The organism is Nocardia sp. JCM 34519.1 (assembly GCF_020361265.1).
GTDB lineage: Bacteria > Actinomycetota > Actinomycetes > Mycobacteriales > Mycobacteriaceae > Nocardia > Nocardia arthritidis_A.
This window is the reverse complement of the sequence record NZ_JAIRBR010000040.1, coordinates 1-22,471: the sequence shown is the minus strand read 5'-3', so window position 1 is coordinate 22,471 and position 22,471 is coordinate 1. Positions and strand designations below refer to the sequence as shown.

At 65.3% G+C, this 22,471-nt stretch carries 26 protein-coding genes; 13 read left to right on the top strand and 13 right to left on the bottom strand.

The features are described 5' to 3' along the window. The first annotated feature begins 83 nt into the window (after positions 1-83). Positions 84-500 (top strand): CD225/dispanin family protein, encoded by a 417-nt coding sequence (locus tag LGY53_RS42910; RefSeq protein ID WP_225732423.1) that lies wholly within the window; start codon positions 84-86, stop codon positions 498-500. A 126-nt stretch (positions 501-626) separates the two neighbouring features. Here LGY53_RS42910 and LGY53_RS42905 read toward each other — a convergent pair whose 3' ends face one another. Next, positions 627-779 (bottom strand): hypothetical protein, encoded by a 153-nt coding sequence (locus LGY53_RS42905; RefSeq protein WP_225732422.1) that lies wholly within the window; start codon positions 777-779, stop codon positions 627-629. Positions 780-840: 61 nt separating this feature from the next. Beyond that, complete coding sequence (locus LGY53_RS42900) at positions 841-1,848, bottom strand: aldo/keto reductase (protein ID WP_225732421.1); 1,008 nt, start codon at positions 1,846-1,848, stop codon at positions 841-843. Positions 1,849-1,948: 100 nt separating this feature from the next. On the opposite strand from LGY53_RS42900, the gene LGY53_RS42895 reads away from it, so the two are divergent. Then, the gene (locus tag LGY53_RS42895; protein WP_225732420.1) at positions 1,949-2,812 is read left to right on the top strand and encodes a helix-turn-helix transcriptional regulator; all 864 of its coding nucleotides are present in this window, start codon (positions 1,949-1,951) and stop codon (positions 2,810-2,812) included. Here the strand turns inward: LGY53_RS42895 and LGY53_RS42890 are convergent. Both LGY53_RS42890 and LGY53_RS42885 read right to left on the bottom strand, forming a co-directional pair. Beyond that, positions 2,791-3,429, bottom strand: coding sequence for a hypothetical protein (locus tag LGY53_RS42890; protein WP_225732419.1), 639 nt, complete (start codon positions 3,427-3,429; stop codon positions 2,791-2,793). The genes LGY53_RS42895 and LGY53_RS42890 overlap by 22 nt on opposite strands. 128 nt (positions 3,430-3,557) lie before the next feature. Beyond that, positions 3,558-4,013, bottom strand: coding sequence for a MarR family winged helix-turn-helix transcriptional regulator (locus LGY53_RS42885; RefSeq protein ID WP_225732418.1), 456 nt, complete (start codon positions 4,011-4,013; stop codon positions 3,558-3,560). A 69-nt stretch (positions 4,014-4,082) separates the two neighbouring features. Here LGY53_RS42885 and LGY53_RS42880 point away from each other — a divergent pair, with 69 nt between their 5' ends. Further along, on the top strand, positions 4,083-4,454 hold the full coding sequence (locus tag LGY53_RS42880) for a VOC family protein (RefSeq protein ID WP_225732417.1): 372 nt from the start codon (positions 4,083-4,085) through the stop codon (positions 4,452-4,454). A gap of 44 nt (positions 4,455-4,498) precedes the next feature. On the opposite strand, the gene LGY53_RS42875 is transcribed toward LGY53_RS42880, so the two are convergent. Both LGY53_RS42875 and LGY53_RS42870 read right to left on the bottom strand, forming a co-directional pair. Beyond that, complete coding sequence (locus LGY53_RS42875; RefSeq protein WP_225732416.1) at positions 4,499-5,488, bottom strand: pirin family protein; 990 nt, start codon at positions 5,486-5,488, stop codon at positions 4,499-4,501. Continuing rightward, positions 5,485-6,111, bottom strand: a complete 627-nt coding sequence (locus LGY53_RS42870) for a GNAT family N-acetyltransferase (protein ID WP_225732415.1) — start codon at positions 6,109-6,111, stop codon at positions 5,485-5,487. Before LGY53_RS42870 ends, LGY53_RS42875 begins: the two co-directional genes overlap by 4 nt. A gap of 65 nt (positions 6,112-6,176) precedes the next feature. Between LGY53_RS42870 and LGY53_RS42865 the strand changes: the two genes are divergently transcribed. Next, the gene (locus LGY53_RS42865; protein ID WP_374111325.1) at positions 6,177-6,347 is read left to right on the top strand and encodes a hypothetical protein; all 171 of its coding nucleotides are present in this window, start codon (positions 6,177-6,179) and stop codon (positions 6,345-6,347) included. 57 nt (positions 6,348-6,404) lie between these two features. Here LGY53_RS42865 and LGY53_RS42860 read toward each other — a convergent pair whose 3' ends face one another. Both LGY53_RS42860 and LGY53_RS42855 read right to left on the bottom strand, forming a co-directional pair. Continuing rightward, positions 6,405-7,418, bottom strand: a complete 1,014-nt coding sequence (locus tag LGY53_RS42860; RefSeq protein ID WP_225732413.1) for an aldo/keto reductase — start codon at positions 7,416-7,418, stop codon at positions 6,405-6,407. Positions 7,419-7,431: 13 nt separating this feature from the next. Next, the gene (locus tag LGY53_RS42855; protein WP_225732412.1) at positions 7,432-7,872 is read right to left on the bottom strand and encodes a MerR family transcriptional regulator; all 441 of its coding nucleotides are present in this window, start codon (positions 7,870-7,872) and stop codon (positions 7,432-7,434) included. Positions 7,873-7,976: 104 nt separating this feature from the next. Between LGY53_RS42855 and LGY53_RS42850 the strand changes: the two genes are divergently transcribed. Next, positions 7,977-8,180 carry a hypothetical protein gene (locus tag LGY53_RS42850; RefSeq protein WP_225732411.1) on the top strand — a complete coding sequence of 68 codons (204 nt, stop codon included), beginning with the start codon at positions 7,977-7,979 and terminating at the stop codon, positions 8,178-8,180. Positions 8,181-8,187: 7 nt separating this feature from the next. Here the strand turns inward: LGY53_RS42850 and LGY53_RS42845 are convergent, their stop codons facing one another. Further along, entirely contained in the window at positions 8,188-8,679 is a 492-nt protein-coding gene (locus LGY53_RS42845) for a histidine phosphatase family protein (protein ID WP_225732410.1), read from the bottom strand. Positions 8,680-8,824: 145 nt separating this feature from the next. Here LGY53_RS42845 and LGY53_RS42840 point away from each other — a divergent pair, with 145 nt between their 5' ends. Then, positions 8,825-10,495, top strand: a complete 1,671-nt coding sequence (locus LGY53_RS42840) for an FAD-dependent oxidoreductase (protein WP_225732425.1) — start codon at positions 8,825-8,827, stop codon at positions 10,493-10,495. Between the two features lie 53 nt (positions 10,496-10,548). On the opposite strand, the gene LGY53_RS42835 is transcribed toward LGY53_RS42840, so the two are convergent. Beyond that, a complete protein-coding gene (locus tag LGY53_RS42835) occupies positions 10,549-11,322 on the bottom strand; it encodes an acyl-[acyl-carrier-protein] thioesterase (protein ID WP_225732409.1) in 774 nt (257 codons plus the stop codon). Between the two features lie 138 nt (positions 11,323-11,460). On the opposite strand from LGY53_RS42835, the gene LGY53_RS42830 reads away from it, so the two are divergent. The 4 genes from LGY53_RS42830 to LGY53_RS42815 all read left to right on the top strand — a co-directional run bounded on the left by LGY53_RS42830 (position 11,461) and on the right by LGY53_RS42815 (position 16,751). Then, on the top strand, positions 11,461-11,652 hold the full coding sequence (locus tag LGY53_RS42830; protein ID WP_225732408.1) for a DNA-binding protein: 192 nt from the start codon (positions 11,461-11,463) through the stop codon (positions 11,650-11,652). Between the two features lie 88 nt (positions 11,653-11,740). Further along, positions 11,741-13,600 carry a serine/threonine-protein kinase gene (locus tag LGY53_RS42825; protein ID WP_225732407.1) on the top strand — a complete coding sequence of 620 codons (1,860 nt, stop codon included), beginning with the start codon at positions 11,741-11,743 and terminating at the stop codon, positions 13,598-13,600. Beyond that, entirely contained in the window at positions 13,600-15,540 is a 1,941-nt protein-coding gene (locus tag LGY53_RS42820) for a serine/threonine-protein kinase (RefSeq protein ID WP_225732406.1), read from the top strand. Before LGY53_RS42825 ends, LGY53_RS42820 begins: the two co-directional genes overlap by 1 nt. Before the next feature lie 38 nt (positions 15,541-15,578). Continuing rightward, complete coding sequence (locus tag LGY53_RS42815; RefSeq protein ID WP_225732405.1) at positions 15,579-16,751, top strand: hypothetical protein; 1,173 nt, start codon at positions 15,579-15,581, stop codon at positions 16,749-16,751. Positions 16,752-16,758: 7 nt separating this feature from the next. Here LGY53_RS42815 and LGY53_RS42810 read toward each other — a convergent pair whose 3' ends face one another. Both LGY53_RS42810 and LGY53_RS42805 read right to left on the bottom strand, forming a co-directional pair. Continuing rightward, on the bottom strand, positions 16,759-17,865 hold the full coding sequence (locus LGY53_RS42810; RefSeq protein ID WP_225732404.1) for a transglycosylase SLT domain-containing protein: 1,107 nt from the start codon (positions 17,863-17,865) through the stop codon (positions 16,759-16,761). Beyond that, the gene (locus tag LGY53_RS42805; protein WP_225732403.1) at positions 17,865-18,188 is read right to left on the bottom strand and encodes a type VII secretion target; all 324 of its coding nucleotides are present in this window, start codon (positions 18,186-18,188) and stop codon (positions 17,865-17,867) included. Before LGY53_RS42805 ends, LGY53_RS42810 begins: the two co-directional genes overlap by 1 nt. 200 nt (positions 18,189-18,388) lie before the next feature. Here LGY53_RS42805 and LGY53_RS42800 point away from each other — a divergent pair, with 200 nt between their 5' ends. Together LGY53_RS42800 and LGY53_RS42795 are read left to right on the top strand one after the other, a co-directional pair. Further along, the gene (locus tag LGY53_RS42800; RefSeq protein ID WP_225732402.1) at positions 18,389-19,363 is read left to right on the top strand and encodes an NADPH:quinone oxidoreductase family protein; all 975 of its coding nucleotides are present in this window, start codon (positions 18,389-18,391) and stop codon (positions 19,361-19,363) included. A gap of 11 nt (positions 19,364-19,374) precedes the next feature. Next, a complete protein-coding gene (locus LGY53_RS42795; RefSeq protein WP_225732401.1) occupies positions 19,375-20,487 on the top strand; it encodes a winged helix DNA-binding domain-containing protein in 1,113 nt (370 codons plus the stop codon). A gap of 3 nt (positions 20,488-20,490) precedes the next feature. On the opposite strand, the gene LGY53_RS42790 is transcribed toward LGY53_RS42795, so the two are convergent. Continuing rightward, positions 20,491-21,015 carry an Lrp/AsnC family transcriptional regulator gene (locus LGY53_RS42790; protein ID WP_167478131.1) on the bottom strand — a complete coding sequence of 175 codons (525 nt, stop codon included), beginning with the start codon at positions 21,013-21,015 and terminating at the stop codon, positions 20,491-20,493. A gap of 142 nt (positions 21,016-21,157) precedes the next feature. On the opposite strand from LGY53_RS42790, the gene hppD reads away from it, so the two are divergent. Continuing rightward, on the top strand, positions 21,158-22,336 hold the full coding sequence (hppD, locus tag LGY53_RS42785) for a 4-hydroxyphenylpyruvate dioxygenase (protein ID WP_225732400.1): 1,179 nt from the start codon (positions 21,158-21,160) through the stop codon (positions 22,334-22,336). Positions 22,337-22,471: the final 135 nt, after the last annotated feature.

The window sequence follows — 22,471 nt, the reverse complement described above, 5'->3', positions numbered from 1 at the left end:
ACCGATTCGACTCGGGGAGATCGGGCGGTTAGATTGCTCACGTGGGGGAGGGTTGGTAAATCCCCCTGAAAAGGAGTGGATAAATGACGTACGGGCAGACGCCGGGGTGGCCGAACGATCCGTATCCGAACAGTGGTGGACAACCGGGGGGTTATCAGCCCGGATATGGGCAGCAGCCGGGGGGATATCAGCCGGGGTATGGGCAGCCCGGGGGATACCAGCCCTATCAGGGGGAGCCGCCGCAGAATTACCTCGGGTGGGCGATCGCGGTCACCATCATGGGCGTGCTGTGCTGCGGTTTGCTCGGTCTCGGGCTCGGTATCGCGTCGATCGTGAACGCCAACCAGGTGAAATCCAAGTGGAATATGGGTGATTTCCATGGTGCGCAGGAGGCTTCCGAGCGGACCAAGAAATGGGTCATCGCGGGTGCGGTCGTCGATGTGATCGGCTTCATTCTCGTGATCATTTACGCCGTCGTACGGGCCAACAGCGGCGTTTGACAGCCGCCCGAGTGGGTAATTCGGTTTCGCATGTCGGCGGTTGTTGCTACCGTCGGTTGACCGGAAAGTGACGAGAGGTTGCGGATGATGGCTATGGAGATGGGGTTCAGACGGAGGTTGCGGGTATTACGCGCCGCCGTGGAACGTCGTGTCCTGCAGGCGATTTCCGCATCGTCGGCGGAACGGCTCGGCCGCGCCGCCGGTGATCCGTAGGTGAAACTCGAAAAGGGCCGCCGCGGAGTATAAAAATCCGTAGCGGCCCTTTTTCTTGACTTTCATTCGGGAGCCTCGTCGGTTCGATTTCCGACCTGCCGTCACCGATTTTCGTCAATCACGCACGTCAGCGTTCGCTGTCGAGCATCGCCATTTGCGCGGTGGCATAGCGTTCACCCGCCACCTGGTCGGCCGGGATGGCCGCTTCGATCGCGGCGAGTTCGTCGGCGGACAACTGAACATCCAGTGCGGCAACGGTTTCGGACCAGCGGTCGCGACGGCGGGCGCCGATCACCGGGACGATATCCGCGCCGCGCGTCAGCACCCAGGCGATGGCCAGCTGAGCGACCGAAACACCCTTGGCGCGTGCGATTTCGGCGAGCGCCTCGACCAATTTCAGGTTCTGGTTGAGGTTTTCGCCCTGGAACCGCGGGCTGTGCGCACGGAAATCGGTGGGCGCGAAGGTGGTGCCCGCGCGCACCGAATCGCTGAGCAGGCCGCGCGAGAGCACGCCGTACGCGGTGATGCCGATGCCGAGTTCCCGGCACACAGGCAGGATTTCGGCCTCGATGCCGCGGGATATCAGCGAATATTCGATCTGCAGATCGACGATGGGATGTACCGCGGCGGCCCGGCGCACCGTTTCGGCGCTCACCTCGGAGAGCCCGATATGCCGGACATAGCCCTGTTCGATGAGTTCGGCGATGGCGCCGACGGTGTCCTCGATCGGGACCGCCGGATCCAGCCGGGCCAGCCGGTAGACATCGATGTGGTCGACGCCGAGCCGCTGCAGCGAGTAAGCCAAGAAGTTGCGGACGGCGGCGGGCCGACCGTCGACGCCGACGAACGCGGAATCCGGTCCGCGCATCGCGCCGAATTTGACGCTCAGCACCACATCCTCGCGCGGCCGTTCGGCGATGGCCCGACCGATCAACATCTCGTTGTGGCCCATGCCGTAGAAATCGCCGGTGTCGACCAGATTGGCGCCCGAATCGATGGCGGCGTGCACGGTGGCGATGGATTCGGCGTCGTCGGTCGCGCCGTATATGCCGGACATGCCCATGGCGCCGAGTCCGATGCGGCCCACCCGCGGGCCGGTGCTGCCGAGCTGAACTGTGGGGATCTTCGATGTCATGGCTCAAGCCTGAACCACGGATAACGCCGCCGGGAGAGATTGTCTATCGGGGGATCGCCGATCCCTGGCTTACCGGACGGCGGTGCGGGAAAGTGGTGTCATGGACCGCTCCGAATTGGCCGATTTCCTGCGCAGACGCCGCGAGCAGCTGACCCCGGCCGAGGTCGGATTGCCGCCGGGCGTACGCCGCCGTACCCCGGGATTGCGCCGCGACGAGGTGGCGCTGCTCGCGGGGATGTCCACGGATTACTACACCCGGCTGGAGCAGGCGCGTGGGCCGCGTCCGTCGGTGCAGGTGCTGGACGCGCTGGCCAGGGCGCTGCGCTTCAGCAGCGACGAGCGCGACCACCTCTATCACCTCGTCGGGCACGGTGTGACGGCGCGCAGCCGAGCGAGCAGACATGTCGGCCCTGGCATCATGCATGTGCTGGCGAAGTTGGACGACACCGCGGCGACGGTGATCTCCGATCTCGGCGAGGTGCTGGTGCAGAACCGGATGCATACTCTGCTGGTCGGTGATCACGGCAATCGGCGCGGTTGGGAGCGGTACTACGCCTACCGCTGGTTCACCGATCCGGAGTCCAAGGCGATTTTCCCGGAGGAGGACTGGGATCGCTTGGGCCGCAAGCATGTCGCGGATCTACGCGCCACCGCGGCCCGCCGCTCCGGTGACCCGGATGTCATCGAATACATCAAGGTATTGCGCTCGGTCAGTTCGGAATTCGCTGAGTTGTGGAACGAACATGAAGTGGCGGTGCGTATTTCGGATGAAAAGCGCATTCTGCACCCGGAGGTCGGGCTGATCGACACCATCTGCGAGAGCCTGTTGACGCCCAATGCCGATCAGCGCGTGCTGGTTTACCTGCCGCGTCCGGGCACCGATGCCGCGGAGAAGCTGAATCTGCTGCGCGTCATCGGAACCCAAACGCTCGCGGCGGTGGATCAGGGCTGGGCGTCGAAGTAGGCGAGTGCCGCGTCGACGGCGGGCTGACCGCCGCCGACCGCGAGGCCGATCGCCGCGCCGATGGCCGCGCCGGCGACCGTGGTGATCGGTACGGTGATCACGTCGACGATGAAGAGGCCGAGCGGGAAGCCGAGCAGAAATCCGATGGCGGCGCCGATACCCGCGCCGGCCAGGATGGTTGGCATGGCCTGCTGGACCTCGCCCATCAGCCGTTCCTGCGCGTCGACGTCGCGCACCGGCGCCTCGGCCTCGTTCACCGGGGTGATGGTGAGCGTGCTGCCGGTCTCGTCGACGGTCGGGAGCAGGCCGACGCGGTGGCCGGACAGGTGCACGGCCATCGGGATGGCGGCGACCACATTGCCCGACTCGTCGGTCAACGTCACGATCTTGCCGTCGTGCGCCACCGCGAACCGGCCGTTCTGCACCGCGGCCACCGTGGCTCGACGATCCGTGGAAGGCGTTACCTGGTAGGCGATTTCGTGGAAGGAGCCGCGTAATGCGAGTGGATCGGCGGGGTTGACCTGAGCCTGTGCCGGGTCCGCGTGGGCCGCGCCGCTGGTGAATCCCATTGCGGCAATGGCGAGTAGGGCCGTCGCGGTGAATTTCGAAATTCTCATCGTGCTACTTCCGTCGCCCCCGATTGTCCGGTTTGCCCGCCGACGATACCGTTTCGTGATCTTTTGTGGAAGGCCCAATTGCCGCACGCCGGTTGGGATCCGCTGCGGTGCCGCAGCTTTCGTGCCGCTCAGGCGCGCATCTGATTGCTGATCCGTTGCAGGTAATCGGCGAACCTGCGCCGATCCGTTTCGCTCCAGTCCGCGGTGAGCTCGTCGAAAACCGTGCGCTGCCACTCGTGCGCATCGGCGAGCAGCCGCCGCCCGCGCGCGGTGAGCCGCAAAACGGCACTGCGGCGGTCGGATTCGGACGGCGCGCGCGCGACATATCCGGCGGCTACGGCGTCGCGAACCATCCGGCTGGCGCCGGAATGGTCGAGCCCGAGTTGGTGGGCGACGCCGGTGATGGTGGTGGTGCCCGCACCGGCCGCCGCGATCGCCTCCACGACTTGGACGTGCAGGGCTTCGCGCATTTCGCCGGTCAGGTCCGCCGCGGTCCGATTGACCCAGCGGCGCGACCAGAACCGGACCAGGCGGAAGAGCGCGGGGCCGCCGTCGGGGTGGGTTTCGGTGGGTCTCGGTGACACGACATCAGTGTAATGTATGCGATCCGCATGTATATTTGTATGCGTATCGCACATAGTTTGGAGGTTGACATGCCCATCGTCCTGAACCACACGATCGTGCCCGCATCGGATAAGCAGGCTGCCGCAACGTTTTTCGCGGAGTTACTGGATGTGCCGGTCGGCACGGCGACCGGACCGTTCGTGCCGGTGGCGGTGAACGATCAGCTGACCTTCGATTTCGACGATCGAGGACCGGTCCGGCCGGGGCACTTCGGCTTCCTCGTCGACGACGAGACCTTCGACGGGTTGCTGTTCCGGCTGTCGAAGTGGCCCGCCGTCGACTACGGTTCGGGGCCGGAGCACGGTTGGGATCGCACGATCAACCAGTTGGCGGGCGGCCGCGGTGTCTATGTCGGCGCGCCGGACGGGCACAGCTACGAATTCTTCACCGCGGCACCGTAATTCGGATTGCTGGGTCAGCTGTGGCGCGGAGCCGGATCGGTGTGTCAGTCGTGGGTTGATCCGATTCGGCGCTTGCGCGGTTTCAGGTGCAGGCCAGGTAGGGGCGGGGCGGGGATGCGCTGGTCCGGCGGGTGGCCCGCGATATCGGCGAAGCGGGCGATATCGCGGTTCTCCCAATCGTTTCGGGCCTCGACGATCTCCTCGTGACTGCGCCCGACGAAGTTCCACCACATCACCAACTCCTCGCCGAACGGTTCGCCGCCGATCAGCGCGAAATGCGCGCCCGCGCCGCTGGTGAGCCGTAGTTCGTCGCGGCCGGTGCCGAGATAGAGCAGCGGGCCGGGAGTCAATTCGGTACCTGCCGCGTCCAATTGGCCGTCGATCACGAAAAGGGCGTGCTCATAACCGGTTTCGAGTGGAATCCGCACATCCGCGCCGGGCTCGAGCCGCACGTCGGCGCCGACGATCGGGGTGTAGGCGATGGCGGGTGAGGTCAGTCCGGCGAACGTTCCGATGAGCACGACGGCACGGATGCCGGGTGCGGTGTACACCGGCAGCTCACGATGCTGTTCGAAATGCGGCTCGATCCGGGTTGCACTGCCCGGCAACGTGATCCACAACTGCAGGCCGTGTCCGGCGGGTGCGCTCGCGTCGGCGTATTCCGAATGCGCGATACCGCGGCCGGAGGTCATCAGGTTCAGTTGGCCGGGTTCGATGTGGACATCCGAACCCACCGAATCCCGGTGCCGGATCCGGCCTTCGAACGGCCAGGTCACCGTCTGCAGGCCGATATGCGGATGCGGATCGATATCCGGCGGCGCCCCGGTCTTGGTCACCGTCGGCGAGCCGAAGTGGTCGAGGAAGCACCATGCGCCGACGGTCGGCAGATCCCGTTGCGGCAGTACGCGTTCCACGAAGACGCCGCGTACGCCGCCGAGTGGGACCTCGCGGGCCGGATAGAGTTCGGCGACGGGGCCGGGCCCGGCCGTCGGTTCGCATACCGCGACCGGGGGATCGGCCTCCAGATCACTCATCGCTCAATCCCCTTACCGATGACGTGCGCATCGTATTCCGGATGCTTTTCCAGGTATGTCCGGATGAACGGGCACAGCGGCCGGATGGCCCGCCCACGGGCGATGGCATCCTCGATCGCCTCCTTTGCCAGGATTTTGCCCAGGCCCTTACCGGAGAAGGCGTCGTCGATGACGGTGTGCACGAATATCGTTTCGTCGTCGCGCTCGTCGTATTCGGCGAAGCCGGCCGGTTCGCCGTTGTAGCGGATCTCGTATCGGCTCGCCGCGCCATTGTTCGCGACCTTGGTCTGCGTCGCCGGATCGGTCATGGCTGTACGTTCCTTCCGTGCCTTTACCGGGTGTTTGCTGAGGATCGATACGCGGTTGAATGCGCCGATCGTGGTGGCCACCCAAATGACGGCCGAGATCTGGTCTTCGCTGAGATGCTTCCTGGCGAAAGCGTACTCACGGTCGATATCGAATTCATCGGGCAATGTCGTGGTTATCTCGGCGAGCGCCAGCACAGCGCTCAGGACTTCATGGTTGACAAGTCTACCTTTTTCGTGCGAGTCGCGCTCCGGCGGCGGCGCCGATCCCAGCCGGAACCGGCTTTTACGACGGTATATGGAACTCGTAGAGATCATCGTCGAAAGCTCGCGCGGCCCAACGAATCCGGTCGAGAATGGCAAGTTCGAGAAGGAGAAAAGTCATGGCATTCCGCTACCGCCCCGCGCCCGAGCTCGTCACCGCGTGCCGTCGCAGTGCGCGACGGATGTGGGCCAGGCATCATCTGACCCCGCAGGAGCGCGCGAACATGCTGGCGAGTTGGACCCCGCCCGCGGTGATCACCGCCTCCCTCGGCGGGCACGCCAAACGCTGAAAGGGATCGGGCCCGCACGCTCCGAGGCAGTGTGCGGGCCCGATCTGGTCTTGACCGCTATTCGCGACCGGCGGAGATGAAATTCATATTCCAGGAACGGTTTCCGGCCACCTTGCCCGCGATCGGTTCCAGTGTCGCCAGCTCGGCGTCGGTGAGTTCGATCGTCGCCGCGGCGACGTTTTCCACCACGCGCGCGGCCCGCTGCGTTCCCGGGATCGGAATTACCGGCAGCGCATGGACTTTCGCCTGGGCGTGCACCCAAGCCAGCGCGATCTGCGCGGGGGTGCGGCCCCGGTCCGCCGCGATGACGCGCAGCGGCTCCAACAACTGATGGTTGTGTGCCGCATTGTCGCCGCTGAGCCGGGGGAACTGCCGCCGGAAGTCATCCTCACCCAATTCGCTTGCGGTGGTGAATGATCCGCTGAGGAACCCGCGGCCGAGCGGGGAATACGGTACGAATGCCACACCGAGTTCGGCGGCCGTCGGCACGACGGCGTTCTCCACATCCCGGGCGAACAGCGACCACTCCGACTGCACCGCCGCGATCGGATGCACCGAATGTGCCGCGCGCAGTTCGGGTCCGGTCACCTCGGATAACCCGATGGCCCGAATCTTGCCCTGCCGCACGAGTTCCGCCAGCGTGCCGACGGTTTCCTCGATGGGCGCCTGCGGATCCCGGCGGTGCATGTAGTACAGATCGATGGTGTCGATGCCGAGGCGGCGCAGGCTGGCCTCGATGGCCGTGCGAATGTAGCCGGGGGAGTTGTCGATTCCGAAATAGCTCGGATCGTCGGCCTTGCGCACGATCCCGAATTTGGTGGCCAGCACCACCTGCTCGCGGTTGGCCCGCACGAAATCGCTCAGCAGTTCCTCGTTGCGGCCCATTCCGTAGCCATCGGCCGTATCGAAGAGCGTGACACCGAGTTCCAAAGCCTTGTCCAGGGTTTCGCGCGCGACGGCCGGATCGGCGGCCGTGCCGTACGCGTCGCTCATGCCCATGCAGCCGAGTCCCTGCACACCCACATCGATGCCGCTCGCACCGAGTTTCGTGGTCGGCAGTTTTGCGGTCATATCCCGCGTCCTTTCAGCAGTGCTGCGTTATCTCCGCGACCGTCCGGCCACCGCTGGTCTTGCCCTCGTACACCGAGATCTTGTAATCCAGCACGGCCAGGGTCTGTTGCAGTTCGGCGATTTTGGCGAGAACCTCCGAGCGGGTGTTGCGGAACATCGCCAGCCGCTCGGGCGAGGTGTGCTCACCCTCGCGGACCAATTCGGCGTAGTGGACCATGTCGGCCACCGACATACCCGTGGTGCGCAGCCGTCCGATCAGCTCCAGCCAGTTGAGGTCGCGGTCGCTGAAGCGGCGCTTGCCCGCATGGTCGCGCCCGATATAGCCCATCAGGCCGATCCGCTCGTACCAGCGCAAGGTGTCGCGGCTGAGCCCGGATCGCTCCGATACCTCGCCGATCGAATACCGCGGCCGATCCCATTCGGTATCCGCGCTCCGGGGTGCCACCGCAGTCATCGCCCTCGCCCTCCTCGTCGTACCTCTGACGACGCTAGTCACCTGGAGTGCACTCCAAGCAAGAACTATTCTGCGCGGTGGGAAACCGGCCTACCCTGGGTGCCATGCCTGGTAAGGAAATCAAACGCGTCAGGGCGCATTCGGCCCTGGAAACCGTCAAGGAAAGCCCGGTGATCACCGCCATCGCGGTGGCCCCGTTCCTGGTCGCGCTCGGCGTCGTGTGGTGGCTGTTCGGCGGATTCGCCGCCTTCGTGCTGCTCGTGGTGCTCGGCGTCGTCGCGGTGGTCGGCGGCAGACTGCTGCAGTAGCGCGGGCTCAGCGCGGGATGTGGAACCGCACGAGCTCGCCGGTGCCGGGATCGATATCGGCCCACGGCCGGTCGAACTCCAGCACCGCCAGCGCCGAGGTGGGGAACTTGCGGCTCAGCTCGGTGGCCTGCGCGGAATCCCGGTTGCTCGCCAATTCCCAAGCGGTCCACGGCATTCCCGGTGCGTGTCCGATCAGCAGCAGGGTATGCACGTCGTCGTCGCTGAGCTGGATCAGCTCGATCAGCGTGCGCGGCGAGGCCTCGTAGATCCCGGCCTCGTACACCACCGGCGCGTCGATGCCCGTCGCCGCAAGCGTCTGCCTGGTCCGCGTCGCGGTCGAGCAGCGGACCGCGTCGATCGCGGGCTGCGTGGACCGCAGCCACTGCCCGGCCAGACCGGCCTCGCGTTCGCCGCGCGGCGCCAGCGGCCGCTCGTGATCGGCGACGCCGTCCGGATACGCCGATTTGCCGTGCCGCATGAGGATCAAGGTCCGCACCATAGGGATACCGTAGAGCGTCCAACGCAGAGGTCTGGACCACACTCGAGGCAAACTGAAAGCGGCGTCACAACCGGCGCGCCCGCAGCCCCAGATGCGGGACCCACGGGTCGCCCAGCCCACGTACCTTTTCGAGGATCTGCACAATATGGCCTACGTAATCACGCAGCGCTGTTGCAACGATGCCAGCTGCGTTCCCGAGTGCCCGGTCGACTGTATCCGGCCGACTCCGGATCAGCCGGAGTTCGCGACCACCGAGATGCTCTATATCGACCCAGACACCTGTATCGACTGCGGGGCCTGCGTCGATGCCTGTCCGGTCGAGGCGATCTACGCCGAGGACGACCTGACCGCGTCGCTGGCCAGGTACCGCGAGGTCAACGCAGAGTACTTCCAGCGGCATCCGCTCGAATCGAATTTCGATCCGATCGTCACGCCCGCGCGCCCGCCGAAGGAACTGGGCACGCTGCGGGTCGCCATCGTCGGCGCGGGCCCGGCGGCCTGTTACGCGGCCGACGAGCTGCTGCGGCGCAGCGATGTGGAGGTCGAGCTGTTCGACCGGCTGCCGACGCCGTGGGGTCTGGTGCGGGCGGGCGTCGCGCCGGACCACGCGGAAACCAAACTGGTGGCGGGCATGTTCGAATCGGCGTTCCGGCGCGAGACACTGCAGTATTACCTGAATGTCGAAGTGGGCAAGCATATTTCGCATGAAGAGCTGCTCGCGCACCACCACGCGGTGATCTACGCGGTCGGCGCGGCGACCGACCGGCACCTCGGCGTACCCGGTGAGGAACTGCCCGGCAGCCACTCGGCCACCGAATTCGTCGCCTGGTACAACGGGCACCCCGATTACGCGGACCGGCAATTCGATCTGTCCGGCGAGCGGGCGGTGATCGTCGGCAACGGCAATGTCGCGCTGGACGTCGCGCGGGTGCTCACCATGGATCCGGCCGAGCTGGCCAGGACCGATATCGCCGACTACGCACTGGACGCGTTGCGCACCAGCAATATTCGCGAGGTCGTCGTGCTCGGCAGGCGCGGGCCGCTGCAGGCCGCCTACTCCTCGCCGGAATTCATGGCGCTGGCGCATCTGCGGGGCGTCGACGTGGTGATCGATGACGCCGAGCTCGATCTCGATCCGGAAAGTCAAGGGCTGCTCGACGATCCGGATATCGAGCCGTCGCTTCGGCTCAAATACACGCTCGCGAAGGAGTATGCCGCCGCACCGCGCGATCCGGCACACCGGCGCATCGTCTTCCGCTACCTGGCATCGCCGACGGCGCTGCTCGGCTCGGGCAAGGTCGACGCGATCGAATTCGCGCACAACGAATTGGTCTCCGAGAACGGGCAATTGGCCGCCCGGCCGACCGACCGCACCGAGCGGATCGACACATCGCTGGTGCTGCGGTCCATCGGTTACCGCGGTGAACCGGTGGCCGGTCTGCCGTTCGACGAACGGCGCGGCACCGTGCCCAACGAGCACGGCCGGGTCGTCGGGCCGGACGGGACGCCGCTGCCCGGCGTTTATGTGACCGGGTGGATCAAGCGTGGGCCGCGCGGGGTCATCGGCTCGAACCGGCTCGATTCGGAGGAAACCGTCGAGCACCTGATCGCCGATTTCACCGCGGGCAAACTCGCTGTGCCGCAAGCGGATCGGGCGGCCTTGCGGACCCTGCTCGGGCAGCGGCAGCCCGACCTGGTCGACCGGGACGGCTGGCGGGCCATCGATCTGGCCGAGAAATCCGCGGGCAAATCGGCGGGCCGGCCGCGGGTGAAATTGACCACCCGCGAGGATTTGCTCAAGGCCGCGCGGGGCTGAGCGTTCGCACGGACACCGGCCGGAAATCCAACGGCCGGTGTTCATGCCGCGAATCAATTGGGCAGCGGCATAATTCGCACAACGGTGGTCGTGGTGTCACCGACGACGAACCACAACCGCAGCACCGGCCGGCCGCTCACATCGCCCGCCTCGAATCGGCTGCGCACCGTCACATGCTGGCGTGCCCACACCGGCGCGATGTACTCGATCACCGCGCGATGCGGGCTCGCCAACAACTTCGGGTATTCGACGAGGAACTGCTCCACCGCCTGCCAGTAGCACGCGTTGTTGACGTGGTTGTACTGATCGATATCGGTGGCGCGCACCGGAAATGGCAGATCGGTGTCCGATTCGGGCGGGGTGGCGTCGGTCAGATACGGTCGCCAGCGCAGCCGCTGCTCGGTGGTGGTCTGCGCCAGATAGGCCATGCCGTCGTCGCTGATCCGCGTCGGCATATTGGTCGAGCCGTTGATATTGATCCAGAAACCCTCGGTCTCGATCAAACCGCCCTTATCGCTGGTGATCCGCACGCGCATATTCGCCCACCGGGTCGACATGCTCGAACACCAGCGCAGCAGACGCACCTGATCGGGCCAGTGGACCGGCCGCACCACGTCGATCACCGTGCGCCGCACGATCCAATTCGGATCCGTCTTGTGGAGGAACGTCTGATGCAGCTGCTCCCACGCGATGTCCTGCAGGTACCGGGCGATGCCGTCGAAGCGCAGCCGATCATAGGGGTCGACGTCACCGGCGCGGATGGGCCACGACGAGGCAAAGCCCATGCCCTCCTCGGGAAGCGGGGCGAGTGGCTGATCGAGTGACACTTGTGCTCCTCGCGCTGCACGTGGTGCCGCGTTCTTCGTGCGGTGCTTTGTGACACGACTTTACGGGGCTGACGTCAACCCCTCGCGTCGAGTCGTCTCTACCCACCGTTATGCCACTCGGGCGGGCAAGATCACACCATGACCGAATCCGATCTGCCGGTAAAACTCAGCAGACCCGCGCGGCGCGCCCTCGATGCGGCCGGAATACGCTGTCTCGCAGACCTCACCACCTGGACCGAACGCGACCTGGCCGCCCTGCACGGCATCGGCCCGACCGCTGTCGACGCCCTGCGCGCCGCCCTCGCCGAGCGCGGGCTGAACTTCGCCTGACGGCAGCCGGATATCGGAAATCGCCTTCGCATCAGGCCCGCGCGGTGACGCCGGTAATATCCCGGCAGGTATCGAGGGAGGGGATACGGTGAAGCCGCTGGGTGAACGCGATCCACGCATCGTGGGGCGGCATCGGCTGCTCGCCGTCATCGGACAGGGCGCGATGGGCCGAGTATTCCTCGGCCGCGCACCGGACGGCAGGCTCGTCGCGGTCAAGACGGTGCATCGGCATCTGGCCCGGAATCCGGAGTTCCGCAACCGATTCCGGCTCGAGGTGCAGGCATCACGGCGGGTCACCGGCGCGTACACCGCGGCCGTGATGGACGCCGATCCGGACGCTGAATCACCCTGGCTCGCATCGGTTTTCGTACCGGGCCCGGCACTGCGCGACGCCATCGAATCCGGCGGCCCGATGCCACTCGGCGGCCTGCGCCTGCTCACCGCCGGGCTGGCGGGCGCACTACTGGAGATCCATCGCGCCGGAATCGTGCACCGCGATCTGAAACCGAGCAACGTCCTGCTCGCCGACGAGGGCCCGCGCGTCATCGACTTCGGCATCGCCCGCGCCATGGAGGCCGATCTCCAGCTCACCGCCACCGGTTCGCTCATCGGCTCCCCCGCCTACATGTCCCCCGAACAGGCCTCCGGCCACGAACTAGCCCCCGCCAGCGACGTTTTCGCAGTCGGCGCCATGCTCGTCCTCGCCGCCACCGGCCAAAGCCCCTTCCTCGGGTCTTCGACACCGCAGACCCTGTACAACGTCGTGCACAATCGGGCCGATACCAGCCGGGTCCCACCCACACTCCGCCCCGTCATCGACGCATGCCTCGACAAAAACCCGTCCCACCGGCCGACCCCGACCCAACTGCTGGAAGCCGTCGACGCGATAACAGCGAGGTCCGGGTGGCCCGGTTCGGTGCGGGCCGCCATCGCGCAGGGGCGCGCGGAGGCGCAGCGTTGGGATGAACTCGACGGGCAACTGCCGGATCTCGAAAAGCCCCGTCGCTCACGGCGATGGGTCGCTGTCGCCGCAGCGGTCGTCCTGCTCGCCTGCGCGGGTATCGCGGCCGTGGTCCTCACCCGCGGACGGGCCGCCGCTCCGGCCGACCCGCTCGCGGGCCGCACCCTCCAGCTCTCCGACGATCAGCTGCGTCTTATCGATTCATGCCAACTCCTCAGCACCGATGTCATCGGCAAACTGGGTCAGCCGGTCAAGCCCGGGCTGACCGACTCCGCCATGTGCACAACGGATTTCGTCACCGGCGTGGGTATGCAGGCAAAGCTGACCGTCGCCGTGGGAACTCCGATCGCGGCCACCGCCGGACCGACATCCGACCGCATCGCGGGCCGACCGGTCGTCGACACCACAGGCGAAAAGCGTTCCTGCGGCAGAGCGGTCGTGCTCGGCGACCAGCCCCCGCACGGCGTCGACCTGAAAATCACCCAGGTCGACGGAGATTCGTGTGGGCTGGTTATCTCCGCGCTGAAAGCTGTTGTCACCAGGTTGGTTACCAACTTCCCGAGTGCCAATCCGCCGAAACAGTCGGTAGTGCGAATGGACCCGTGCACGTCGGTCGATCCGGCGATCATCGCCGCGGCATCGGGGTCGAACGTTTCGCCGTCACCGGTCGACGCGCACACCTGTATGTGGACCGGGACCACAGCCGTCGTCACGGTGCACACCGCCGAGTCGAAACGTGTCGACTCGGATCCCGGATATCTGCCGGTCATCGTCAACGGCGGAAAGCAGGGCGATTTCCAGTCGCGTCGCCGCATCGATGCCGACGGAACATGTGCGACCTACTATTTGGTACGCCCGACCATCGAGGATCGAGGGGAGATGATCACGGTGACCGTACTGCCGAAGACGGCCGAGGCCGGGCAAACCGCCTGCGCGTCGACCGAAGCGGTGCTGACCGGGGTCGTCGCCCGGCTCCGGGAGCTGTGATGCCGACGCCGCTGGAACCAGGCGACCCGTCCCGAATAGGACGCTATCGGCTGCTCGGGGTGCTCGGCTCCGGTGGTATGGGACGGGTACTGCTCGGTGTCGGTCCGGACGGTCGTCTTGTTGCGATCAAACAGGTTCATCCGCATCTGGTGGCCGAAGAGGATTTTCTTCCTCGGTTCCGGCGGGAGGTGCGGACCTCGGCCAAAGTTTCCGGTGCGTACACCGCAGCGGTGATCGATTTCGACATCGATGCCGAAATCCCTTGGTTGGCTTCAGTTTTCGTTCCCGGTGTGCCGTTGGACAGGGCGGTAACGGATTATGGCCCGCTGACCGTGGAGCAGATCCGCACGCTGGCGGTCGGTTTGAGCTCGGCTCTGGCGGCCATCCACGGCGTCGGCTTGATCCATCGAGATCTCAAGCCGGGCAATGTCATCCTCGCCGAGGACGGCCCCCGGGTGATCGATTTCGGTATTGCCCGAGCCGCCGAAGAGCGCTCCGAGCTGACCCACACCGGGTCGGTCATCGGCTCGCCCTCGTACATGTCACCGGAACAAGCGCAATCGCTGCCGTTGACGATGGCCAGCGATATCTTCTCGCTCGGTACGGTGCTGGTGCTGGCTGCGACCGGAAAGAGCCCGTTCGCGGCGAATTCGATGCCGCACACGCTGTACAACATCGTGCACACCGAGCCCGACCTGAGTGAGCTGCCGCCGGACGTGCGCCAATTGGTCGAACCTTGTCTGGCGAAGCAGCCGGAGGCCCGTCCGACGCCGGCTCAGATTCTGGACTATCTCGGGCCGCTGCCACCGCACACTCGCCCATGGTCGGACGCTGTTCACGAGGCCATCCGCGCGCAGGCCGCCGAGCTGTCGGCGCTGCAGTCCGATCCGGAGACCACCCAGGTCATCGGCGGCGAATCGGCCGTCGTAGCACCACCTCCCGTTGATTTCGAGCAGCGGCTCCAGGAACTCGTCGAGCAGTCGCGGACGGAATCCGAACGGGGGCGTCGAGTGCGCCTGTTGGTGGGAGCTCTGATCGGAGTACTCATCTTGATCGGCGGCGTTATCGCCGGAGTCGTCGGATTCGGCGGGGCGGATGAACCCACACCGAGCGCGAGCAATCCGCTCGGCAGATTGAATATGACAAAGCTCAGGTCCATCGACGTATGTGCACTGATCAATGAGCCCCTGGTGCCGTCGCTGGGCGGGTGGACGGCGAAGCCCGAATCCGCCCAGTGGGGCAATTGCGCCGCGGCGGCGGGTGGCCATCAGTTCGTGATCGACATCAAACGTATCGAGGGCTATCGGGATAACGGCCGTCGGTTCGATGACGTGCCGATACTCGACGACGTGACCGCCGGATCGGATGGCTGTGGCCGCGCTCTGCTGCCCGCGAAGACCGATCCGCAGTTCGGTATTACGGTCCGGGTGAAGGGTGGGCAGTCCGACAAACTGTGCGGCATCGCCGACGATGCATCCGATGAGCTGACACGGCGAATATCCGAGCGAACACCGATGCTGCCGAATATTCGGAACTCGCTCGCTCGCCTCGACCCGTGTGCCTCCGTCGACAATATCGTGGTGAAACTCAATATCGGCGATCAGGTACGCGGCACTCCCGATCTGCTGCATTCCTGTAAGTGGGTCGCGACGGGTACCGTCACCGTCGTCTTCGAGCGTGCGAAAATCCTGGTGCCACAAGATAAACCGATTCAGATAGATCTCGGCGGGGGCAATGTCATAAATATGGATGACTCGGAGTTCAAGTCGACAACCTGTATTCGGCAGGGGCAGTATCGAGCCATCGACAATGTGGACGCCGAGATCGTCACGGTGAACATCGACAATGCTTCGCTGTCGCAGCATCCGGAGTTTCGGTGTTTAGCCGCGCAGACAATCCTGGCCAACATCATGGTCAATCTTCCGCAGGTGGGCGGATGAACTGGAAACGGCGAATCCCGCCGATCCTGGCCGTCGTCATGACCGGCATCGTCGTGGCGGGATGCGGTGCGACACTGTCCGGCACCGGTGTTCCGGCCGAGATCGACGTACGAACGTTGGATACCGGTCGATTCCCCACCACGCCACCGAAGTTCGCGTCACGTCTGGACAGTGTCGGCTATGCCCGGTTGGAGGCGGCGCGGTTGGCAGGGGCTGTGCTGAGTCCACATGAGGTGGATGCCGCCGTTTATTCGATCGGGGCCTCGGCGGAGATACACACCGATGCGCAGACGGTGACCGACTTCTTGGCCGACCAAACTGTTCCGACATTACAGAAGTACGGCTTCCTCATCGGGTTCTCCACCGGTTCGGCCGATGAGCGTGTGCCATTGAAGAAGGCGCTGTACGGCACGCGGAAACGTGAAGGTCTCACGGTTACCGTCCTGCGCTTTCCGGATGCGGCGGCGGCGAACTCGGCTGCGGCGGAACTGGATGCGGTCGATTCCTCGCTCAATCCGGAGAACGTGGCTGTCAAGCTGCCGAAATATGCTGATGCGCATGCCCATTGGCGTCCGACGGTGCCGACATTGGGCAGCACCACGCCGCACGGTCCCTATGTGATCAGTATTCTCGCGGATTCGCGCAACACCGATGTGAATCACCTCGTCGATGTCACCCAGAAGTACCTCGACGCGGAAATTCCGGAACTCGACGGGTACGTAGCGACTCCGCCTGGAAAATTCGACACCCTACGGCAGGATCCGGACGGCGTCCTCGCGCGATTGCTGCAGGACAACGGGGTGGTGCCCGCGCCCGACGGTCAGGGAGAGGTCGTCTACACGCTCCGGGGTTATCTGAATTATGTGCAGGACCAGTCGAGTCGGTTCCCGGTCATGTCGCGCGCCGGGGTGGATCGGGTGGCAATGTCGCCCACTGCCTTTGTCTTTCGCGCCCGGGACGATGCGGCCGCAGCGCAATTCGTGAAGGAGTCGGCGGAGCTCGGGGATGCGGTGGATCGCAGAGCGGTCGATCCTCCGGACGGTATCCCCAATGCTGCGTGTCTCCAGGACTATGCGGCCGCCAAGGAGGCCCAGTTCCGCTGCTTTGTCGCTTATCGGCGTTATGCCGCGCTGGAACTCGGCGGTCGGCTGTGGGAGACCCAGCAGCGCGCCGCCGCGCAATACGCTTTGCTTGCGAACAGCCAGGGATGACGATGTCTCAGTAGCCGACGTACGAGCCGCCCGTGTCGACCGCTTTCACACCAGGAACGTTCTTCAGCGAACCGTAGGTCGCGATGGCATACCGAGTTCCGGCGATGATGTTGTCGACTGGATTATAGATATCGTCGTGACCAGGCGCTTTATAGGCGTTGAAGGTGCTATCGATGGTCTGCATAAGTCCTTTGGAGGGATGCCCCGCAACCCAGTTACTGTCCCATTGATTTACGATCTGTGGATTACCGCCGGACTCTTTCTCGATAATGAGTGCCAGCGCTCGCTCATCGATATCGTCCGGGCTGTAGCCCATCTTGATCAGTTCTTCTTTGGCCTGTTTGATCCAATCCGCCACATCCCCGGACGGCATCGGGCCGATGGGGGTTTGGGTCATCGGTGTGCCCATGTGCGGGACCGATGGGGTCCAGTGCGATTGGGATCCGTTGTTGCTGCTCGGCGAGCCCGAATTCGAGCGTACGTAGGTGGTGGGGGAATCCGTCGATTGCGGGACCGTTGTCGCGGGCTGGGTTTGGGTTTTCGGTGCGGTGGGTGCTTCGGCCTTCGGGTCACCCAAATCGTTGAATGCCGTGTCCAGACTCGTAGCCGCTTGGCTTACATCGGTTTTTGCTTGTCCGGCAAGGGTTTCCGCGTCGCGGAGGGCGTTGGTGATCTGGAATTCCCACTGGGCGGCGGCGAGCTCTTCCTCCAGCACGACGCGATCGCTGGCGTTGCCGAGTTGGGCGATGCGCTTGGCGGCGGAGACGGTGCCGTCGGCGTTCACCTCCAGGCCGGGGTGCTTCGAATCGCTTTGGGCCTGGTCGCGTAGTTGGATGACCTTGTCCTTGGCGTTCTTCAGATTGTCGGCGTGGTCGTTGAACGCCTTCTGCAAGGCCTGTAGTGCCTGGCTGACCTTCGACGCTCGCGCTTGCTCGGCGGTCATGCGGGTGTTCGCCGCGGCGCCCGCGGCGCCGTTCCACTTGAGCTCGCCGGCGTTCTTGATGCCGTCGTTTTCGGCGGAGTCGAGTTTGGCGGACATATCGCCGGCGTGCTTGCCCGCGGCGGTGAGGTCTTCGGGCTTCCACTTCTCGACATCGGGGATGGTGAGTGCCATTACTGCAGTCCGATCGTCTTCAGTTTGGCGGTGAAGTCGTCCTGGGTGAGCTCGTAGGCGCCCGCGGCGGTGTGCAGGCTCTCGGCGAGGGTGGTGAACCGATCGCCGATCCGGCCGACACATTTCTCGACGGCGTCCTTGGCCTGCTGGGCCGCGCCACCGAAATCGGTGCCGGGCAACGCGTTCACCGCGTTGCCGAATTCGGCGCCCGCGTTGAGATCGGTGATCGTCTTGGCCTCCGCGCGCAACATATCGGCGAATTTGCGCAACGCGTCCGGCTCGACCTGCACACCCGTTACCGGCTGTGGTGTCTGCTCTACCACGGAAATCCCCCTTCCCGCCCACCATAAGTCCGGGTCAGCATAGCCAAAATCGGTTCGTCTGGACAGGGCGCGTGGGTTGGTTGGCAGGCGTACTGCCGCATTCGCGGCTGAGGACGGCCTTCGCCGACAGTGCGTATTAGGTTGGGCGCAGTGCGATCGGCGATAACGGTGTTGTCGATGTGGACGAAAGAGGTCGGCGGATGCGCGCAGCCCAGGTGAGCAAGCTGGACGGACCGGGGTCGGTCGAGGTGGTGGAGATTCCGGAGCCCACGTCCTATCCGGGTGGCGTGGTGATCGATGTGCATGCGGCCGGTGTCGCGTTTCCGGATGTCCTGATGACGCGCGGGCTGTATCAGATGAAGCCGCAGCTGCCGTTCGTGGTCGGCGGTGAGATTGCCGGGATTGTCCGGGAGGCGCCCGCCGACGCACATGTCCGCGCGGGCGATCGGGTGCTGGCGTTGACGATGCTCGGCAATGCGATGGCGGAGGTGGCGGTGGCGCCCGCCCAGATGGTTTTCCGGCTGCCGGACAATGTTTCGCTGGAGGCGGGCGCCGGTGTGCTGTTCAACGATCTGACCGTGCATTTCTGCCTGCGTAATCGGGGCAGGCTTGCCGATGGGGAGACGGTCCTGGTGCACGGCGCCGCGGGTGGGATCGGCACGTCGACGTTGCGGATGGCGGGTGCGCTCGGCGCGGGCCGGGTGATCGCGGTGGTGAGCACCGAGGAGAAGGCGGCGGTCGCGCGGGCCAACGGCGCGACCGATGTGGTGTTGGCCGACGGTTGGCTCGCGGCGGTGCGGGAGCTGACCGGTGGGCGCGGCGTCGATATCGTGCTGGATCCGGTGGGCGGTGACCGGTTCACCGACAGCATCCGGTCGCTGGCCTCGGCGGGCCGCCTGCTGGTGGTCGGATTCACCGCGGGCGAGATTCCGACGGTGAAGGTGAACCGGCTGCTGTTGAAGAACGTCGAGGTGGTCGGTGCGGCGTGGGGCGAGTGGGTGATGACCCATCCCGGCTATCTCGCCGAGCAGTGGGCCGAGGTCGAGCCGCTGCTGGCGTCCGGCAAGATCGCACCGCCGCAGCCGGTGCTGTATCCGCTGGAGCAGGCCGCCGCAGCGGTCGCCTCGCTGGAAAACCGCACGGCCACCGGCAAAGTCGTGGTCACGCTGCGCTGATCGACCGAAATATGGCGCTGTCCAATCGAATCCTGAACCGCACCTTGCTGGCCCGCCAGCATCTGCTGCGGCGTTCCGCGCTGACCGTGCCCGAGATGTGTGATCATCTGGTCGGTCTGCAGGCCCAGGATGTGCCGCCGCCGTTCGTCGCGCTGTGGAGCCGGATAGCCGATTTCGATCCGGCGACGGTCTCGACGGGCCTGGAAGACCGATCGTTGGTGCGAATCACCTTGATGCGCGGCACGATTCATCTGGTCACCCCGCCGGATGCGCTGCGGATCGCACCGCATCTGCAGCCGGAGCTGGAAAAGATCCCGTTCCGCAAGGGTTTCAACCACGGCGCGATGGTTGGGCTGGATCCCGTCGAGGTCCGCGCGCACGGTGAGGCGGTGCTGGGTGACGCGCCGATGTCGGCCGCCGATCTGCGCACCCACGCCGCGGCCCGCTATCCGGATCGCGATGCGGGGGCGGTGGTGCAGACGTGGCTGTATCAACTGCCGGTGCTGCAGACGCCGCCGCGCGGTCGCTGGAAGGACAACAGCAGGCCGGTGTGGTCGCGCGTCGAACCGTGGCTGGGCGCACCTCTCGACCCGTCGTATCCGTTGCGGGAGTTGATCGTTCGGTATCTGCGCGCATTCGGCCCGGCCAGCACGATGGATATGCAGACCTGGTCGAAGCTGCCCGGGATGAAGGGTGCGGTGACCGAACTCGGCGACCGCCTGCGCACCTACACCGATGAACGCGGCCGCACCCTCTACGACGTCGCCGACGGCGAACTGGCCGATCCCGAACTACCCGCCCCGGTCCGCCTGCTCGGCTGGTACGACAATGCGATCCTGTCGCATCAGGACCGATCCAGGATCGTGCCCGACGGCGGGGCGCCCACGCTGCGTGCCTTCGCCAATATGGTCTCCCCGATTCTGGTCGACGGTTACCTCGGCGGCTTCTACAAGATCTTCCCGAAGAACGGAGTCGCCCGGCTGCGAATCGTCCCATCCCGCAAGTGGACCCGGGTCGAGCGCGCCGAGGTCGAAGCGGAAGCCCATGCGCTGCTTGCCTTCCTGGAATCGGACCGGAAGCCCGGTGTCGAAATCCTGGAGGTGAACGCGGATCTGCGGCCGTAATACTCAGCCCTCGCGGACCTCGCGGTATGCGGGAGCTTTGCTGGTGCCCGCTGGTGTCAGCGTGCGCAGTAGCGGCAACGTCCGTCGCGACACCACCGTCGACAGCACGATCACGCTGTGCGAGCGCACCACCGAAGTGGTCCGATCGATGCTCAGCAGCACGGATTGCAGACCGGCGTGTGAGTCGGCGCCGATGCGGCACAACACATCTCCGGATCCGGTGGTCGCATACGCTTCCAGCACACCGGGAATCGCTTCCAGCTCCGCGGCGACCGCATCCAGCGCGCCCTGTGCGATCTCCAGCGTCACGAAGGCCTGCACATCGAAACCGGCTGCGGTGACGTCGATTTGCGGATCATAGGAGGCGATCACCCCCGATTCCTCCATCCGGCCGATGCGGGACTGTACGGTGGCTCTGGCGACCCGGGTTCGGCGCGACAGCTCGAGAATCCCCGCCTTCTGGTACTCGTGCATTGCGGTGAGGATTGCGAGATCGAGTTCGTCGAGTTTCGCCGGGGTGCGCGACATCGGGGGCCCTCCTGGTGTGGTACAGCGCATATCTATTCAAATTGTCCAGCATTCGGGGCCTTCAGCTAGTCCAATTCGCCACACTGTCTATCGAAAAATCTCGCTGTTGCCTATCGTCGATGCGCGGCGATTACCTTGGTGCATGACGATCGAGCAACTGCCCACCCAAGGTGAGCTGCGCAAACTTGTCGGGCTGGTCGACCACGACGACAGCGTCGACCCGTTCCCGGTCATCGGTTGGGACGCGCTGGTCTGGGTGGTCGGCAACGCGACACAGACCGCTCACTTCCTGGAATCCGCCTTCGGCATGCGGCTGGAGGCCTACTCCGGCCCGGAGACCGGCAACCGTGATCACAAGTCGTTCGTATTGAGCAGCGGCGCAGCGCGTTTCGTTGTCAAGGGGGCGGTGGATCCGGAGAGCCCGCTGGTCGGCCACCACGACCGGCACGGCGACGGCATCGTCGATATCGCGCTGGAGGTTCCCGATGTGGACCGCTGCGTGAAATGGGCACGCGAACACGGGGCAACCGTGCTGGTCGAACCGCACGACGAATCCGACGAGTTCGGCACCGTCCGCTCGGCCGCGCTGGCCGCCTACGGCGAGACCCGGCACACGCTGGTCGACCGCTCCCGCTACGACGGGCCCTATCTGCCCGGCTATATCACCAGGAAGTCCAGCTATGAGCCGCGCGCCGGACGGCCCAAGCGGATGTTCCAGGCGATCGACCACGTCGTCGGCAATGTCGAGCTGGGCAAGATGGACGAGTGGGTGGAGTTCTACCGGCGCGTCATGGGCTTCACCAATATGGCCGAATTCGTCGGCGACGATATCGCCACCGAATACTCGGCGCTGATGAGCAAGGTCGTAGCGAACGGCAACCACCGGGTGAAGTTCCCGCTCAACGAGCCGGCCATCGGCAAGAAGAAATCGCAGATCGACGAGTACCTCGAGTTCTACCGCGGCGCCGGCGTCCAGCACATCGCGCTGGCCACCAACGACATCCTCGCCAGCGTCGACGCGCTGCGGCGGGAGGGCGTCGAATTCCTCGAAACACCGGACGCCTACTACGAGGATCCGGAACTGCGCGCCCGCATCGGCAAGGTCCGGGTTCCGGTGGAGGAACTGAAGAGCCGCGCCATCCTGGTGGATCGCGACGAGGACGGCTACCTGCTGCAGATCTTCACCAGGCCGATCGGCGACCGCCCCACCGTCTTCTTCGAGCTCATCGAACGGCACGGGTCGCTCGGTTTCGGCAAGGGCAACTTCAAGGCGCTGTTCGAGGCGATCGAGCGCGAACAAGAGGCACGCGGCAACCTCTGATCAAATACTGACGCTGAATATGTCGTAAAACGTAAGGCTGCGAGGATCTCCCGACCACTCGGGAGCGAGTCTTACGAGCGACGTTCGCGGCCCGTCTCGCGTCTCAGCGGTCGAAGCGCATGCGCCGCAGGCGCG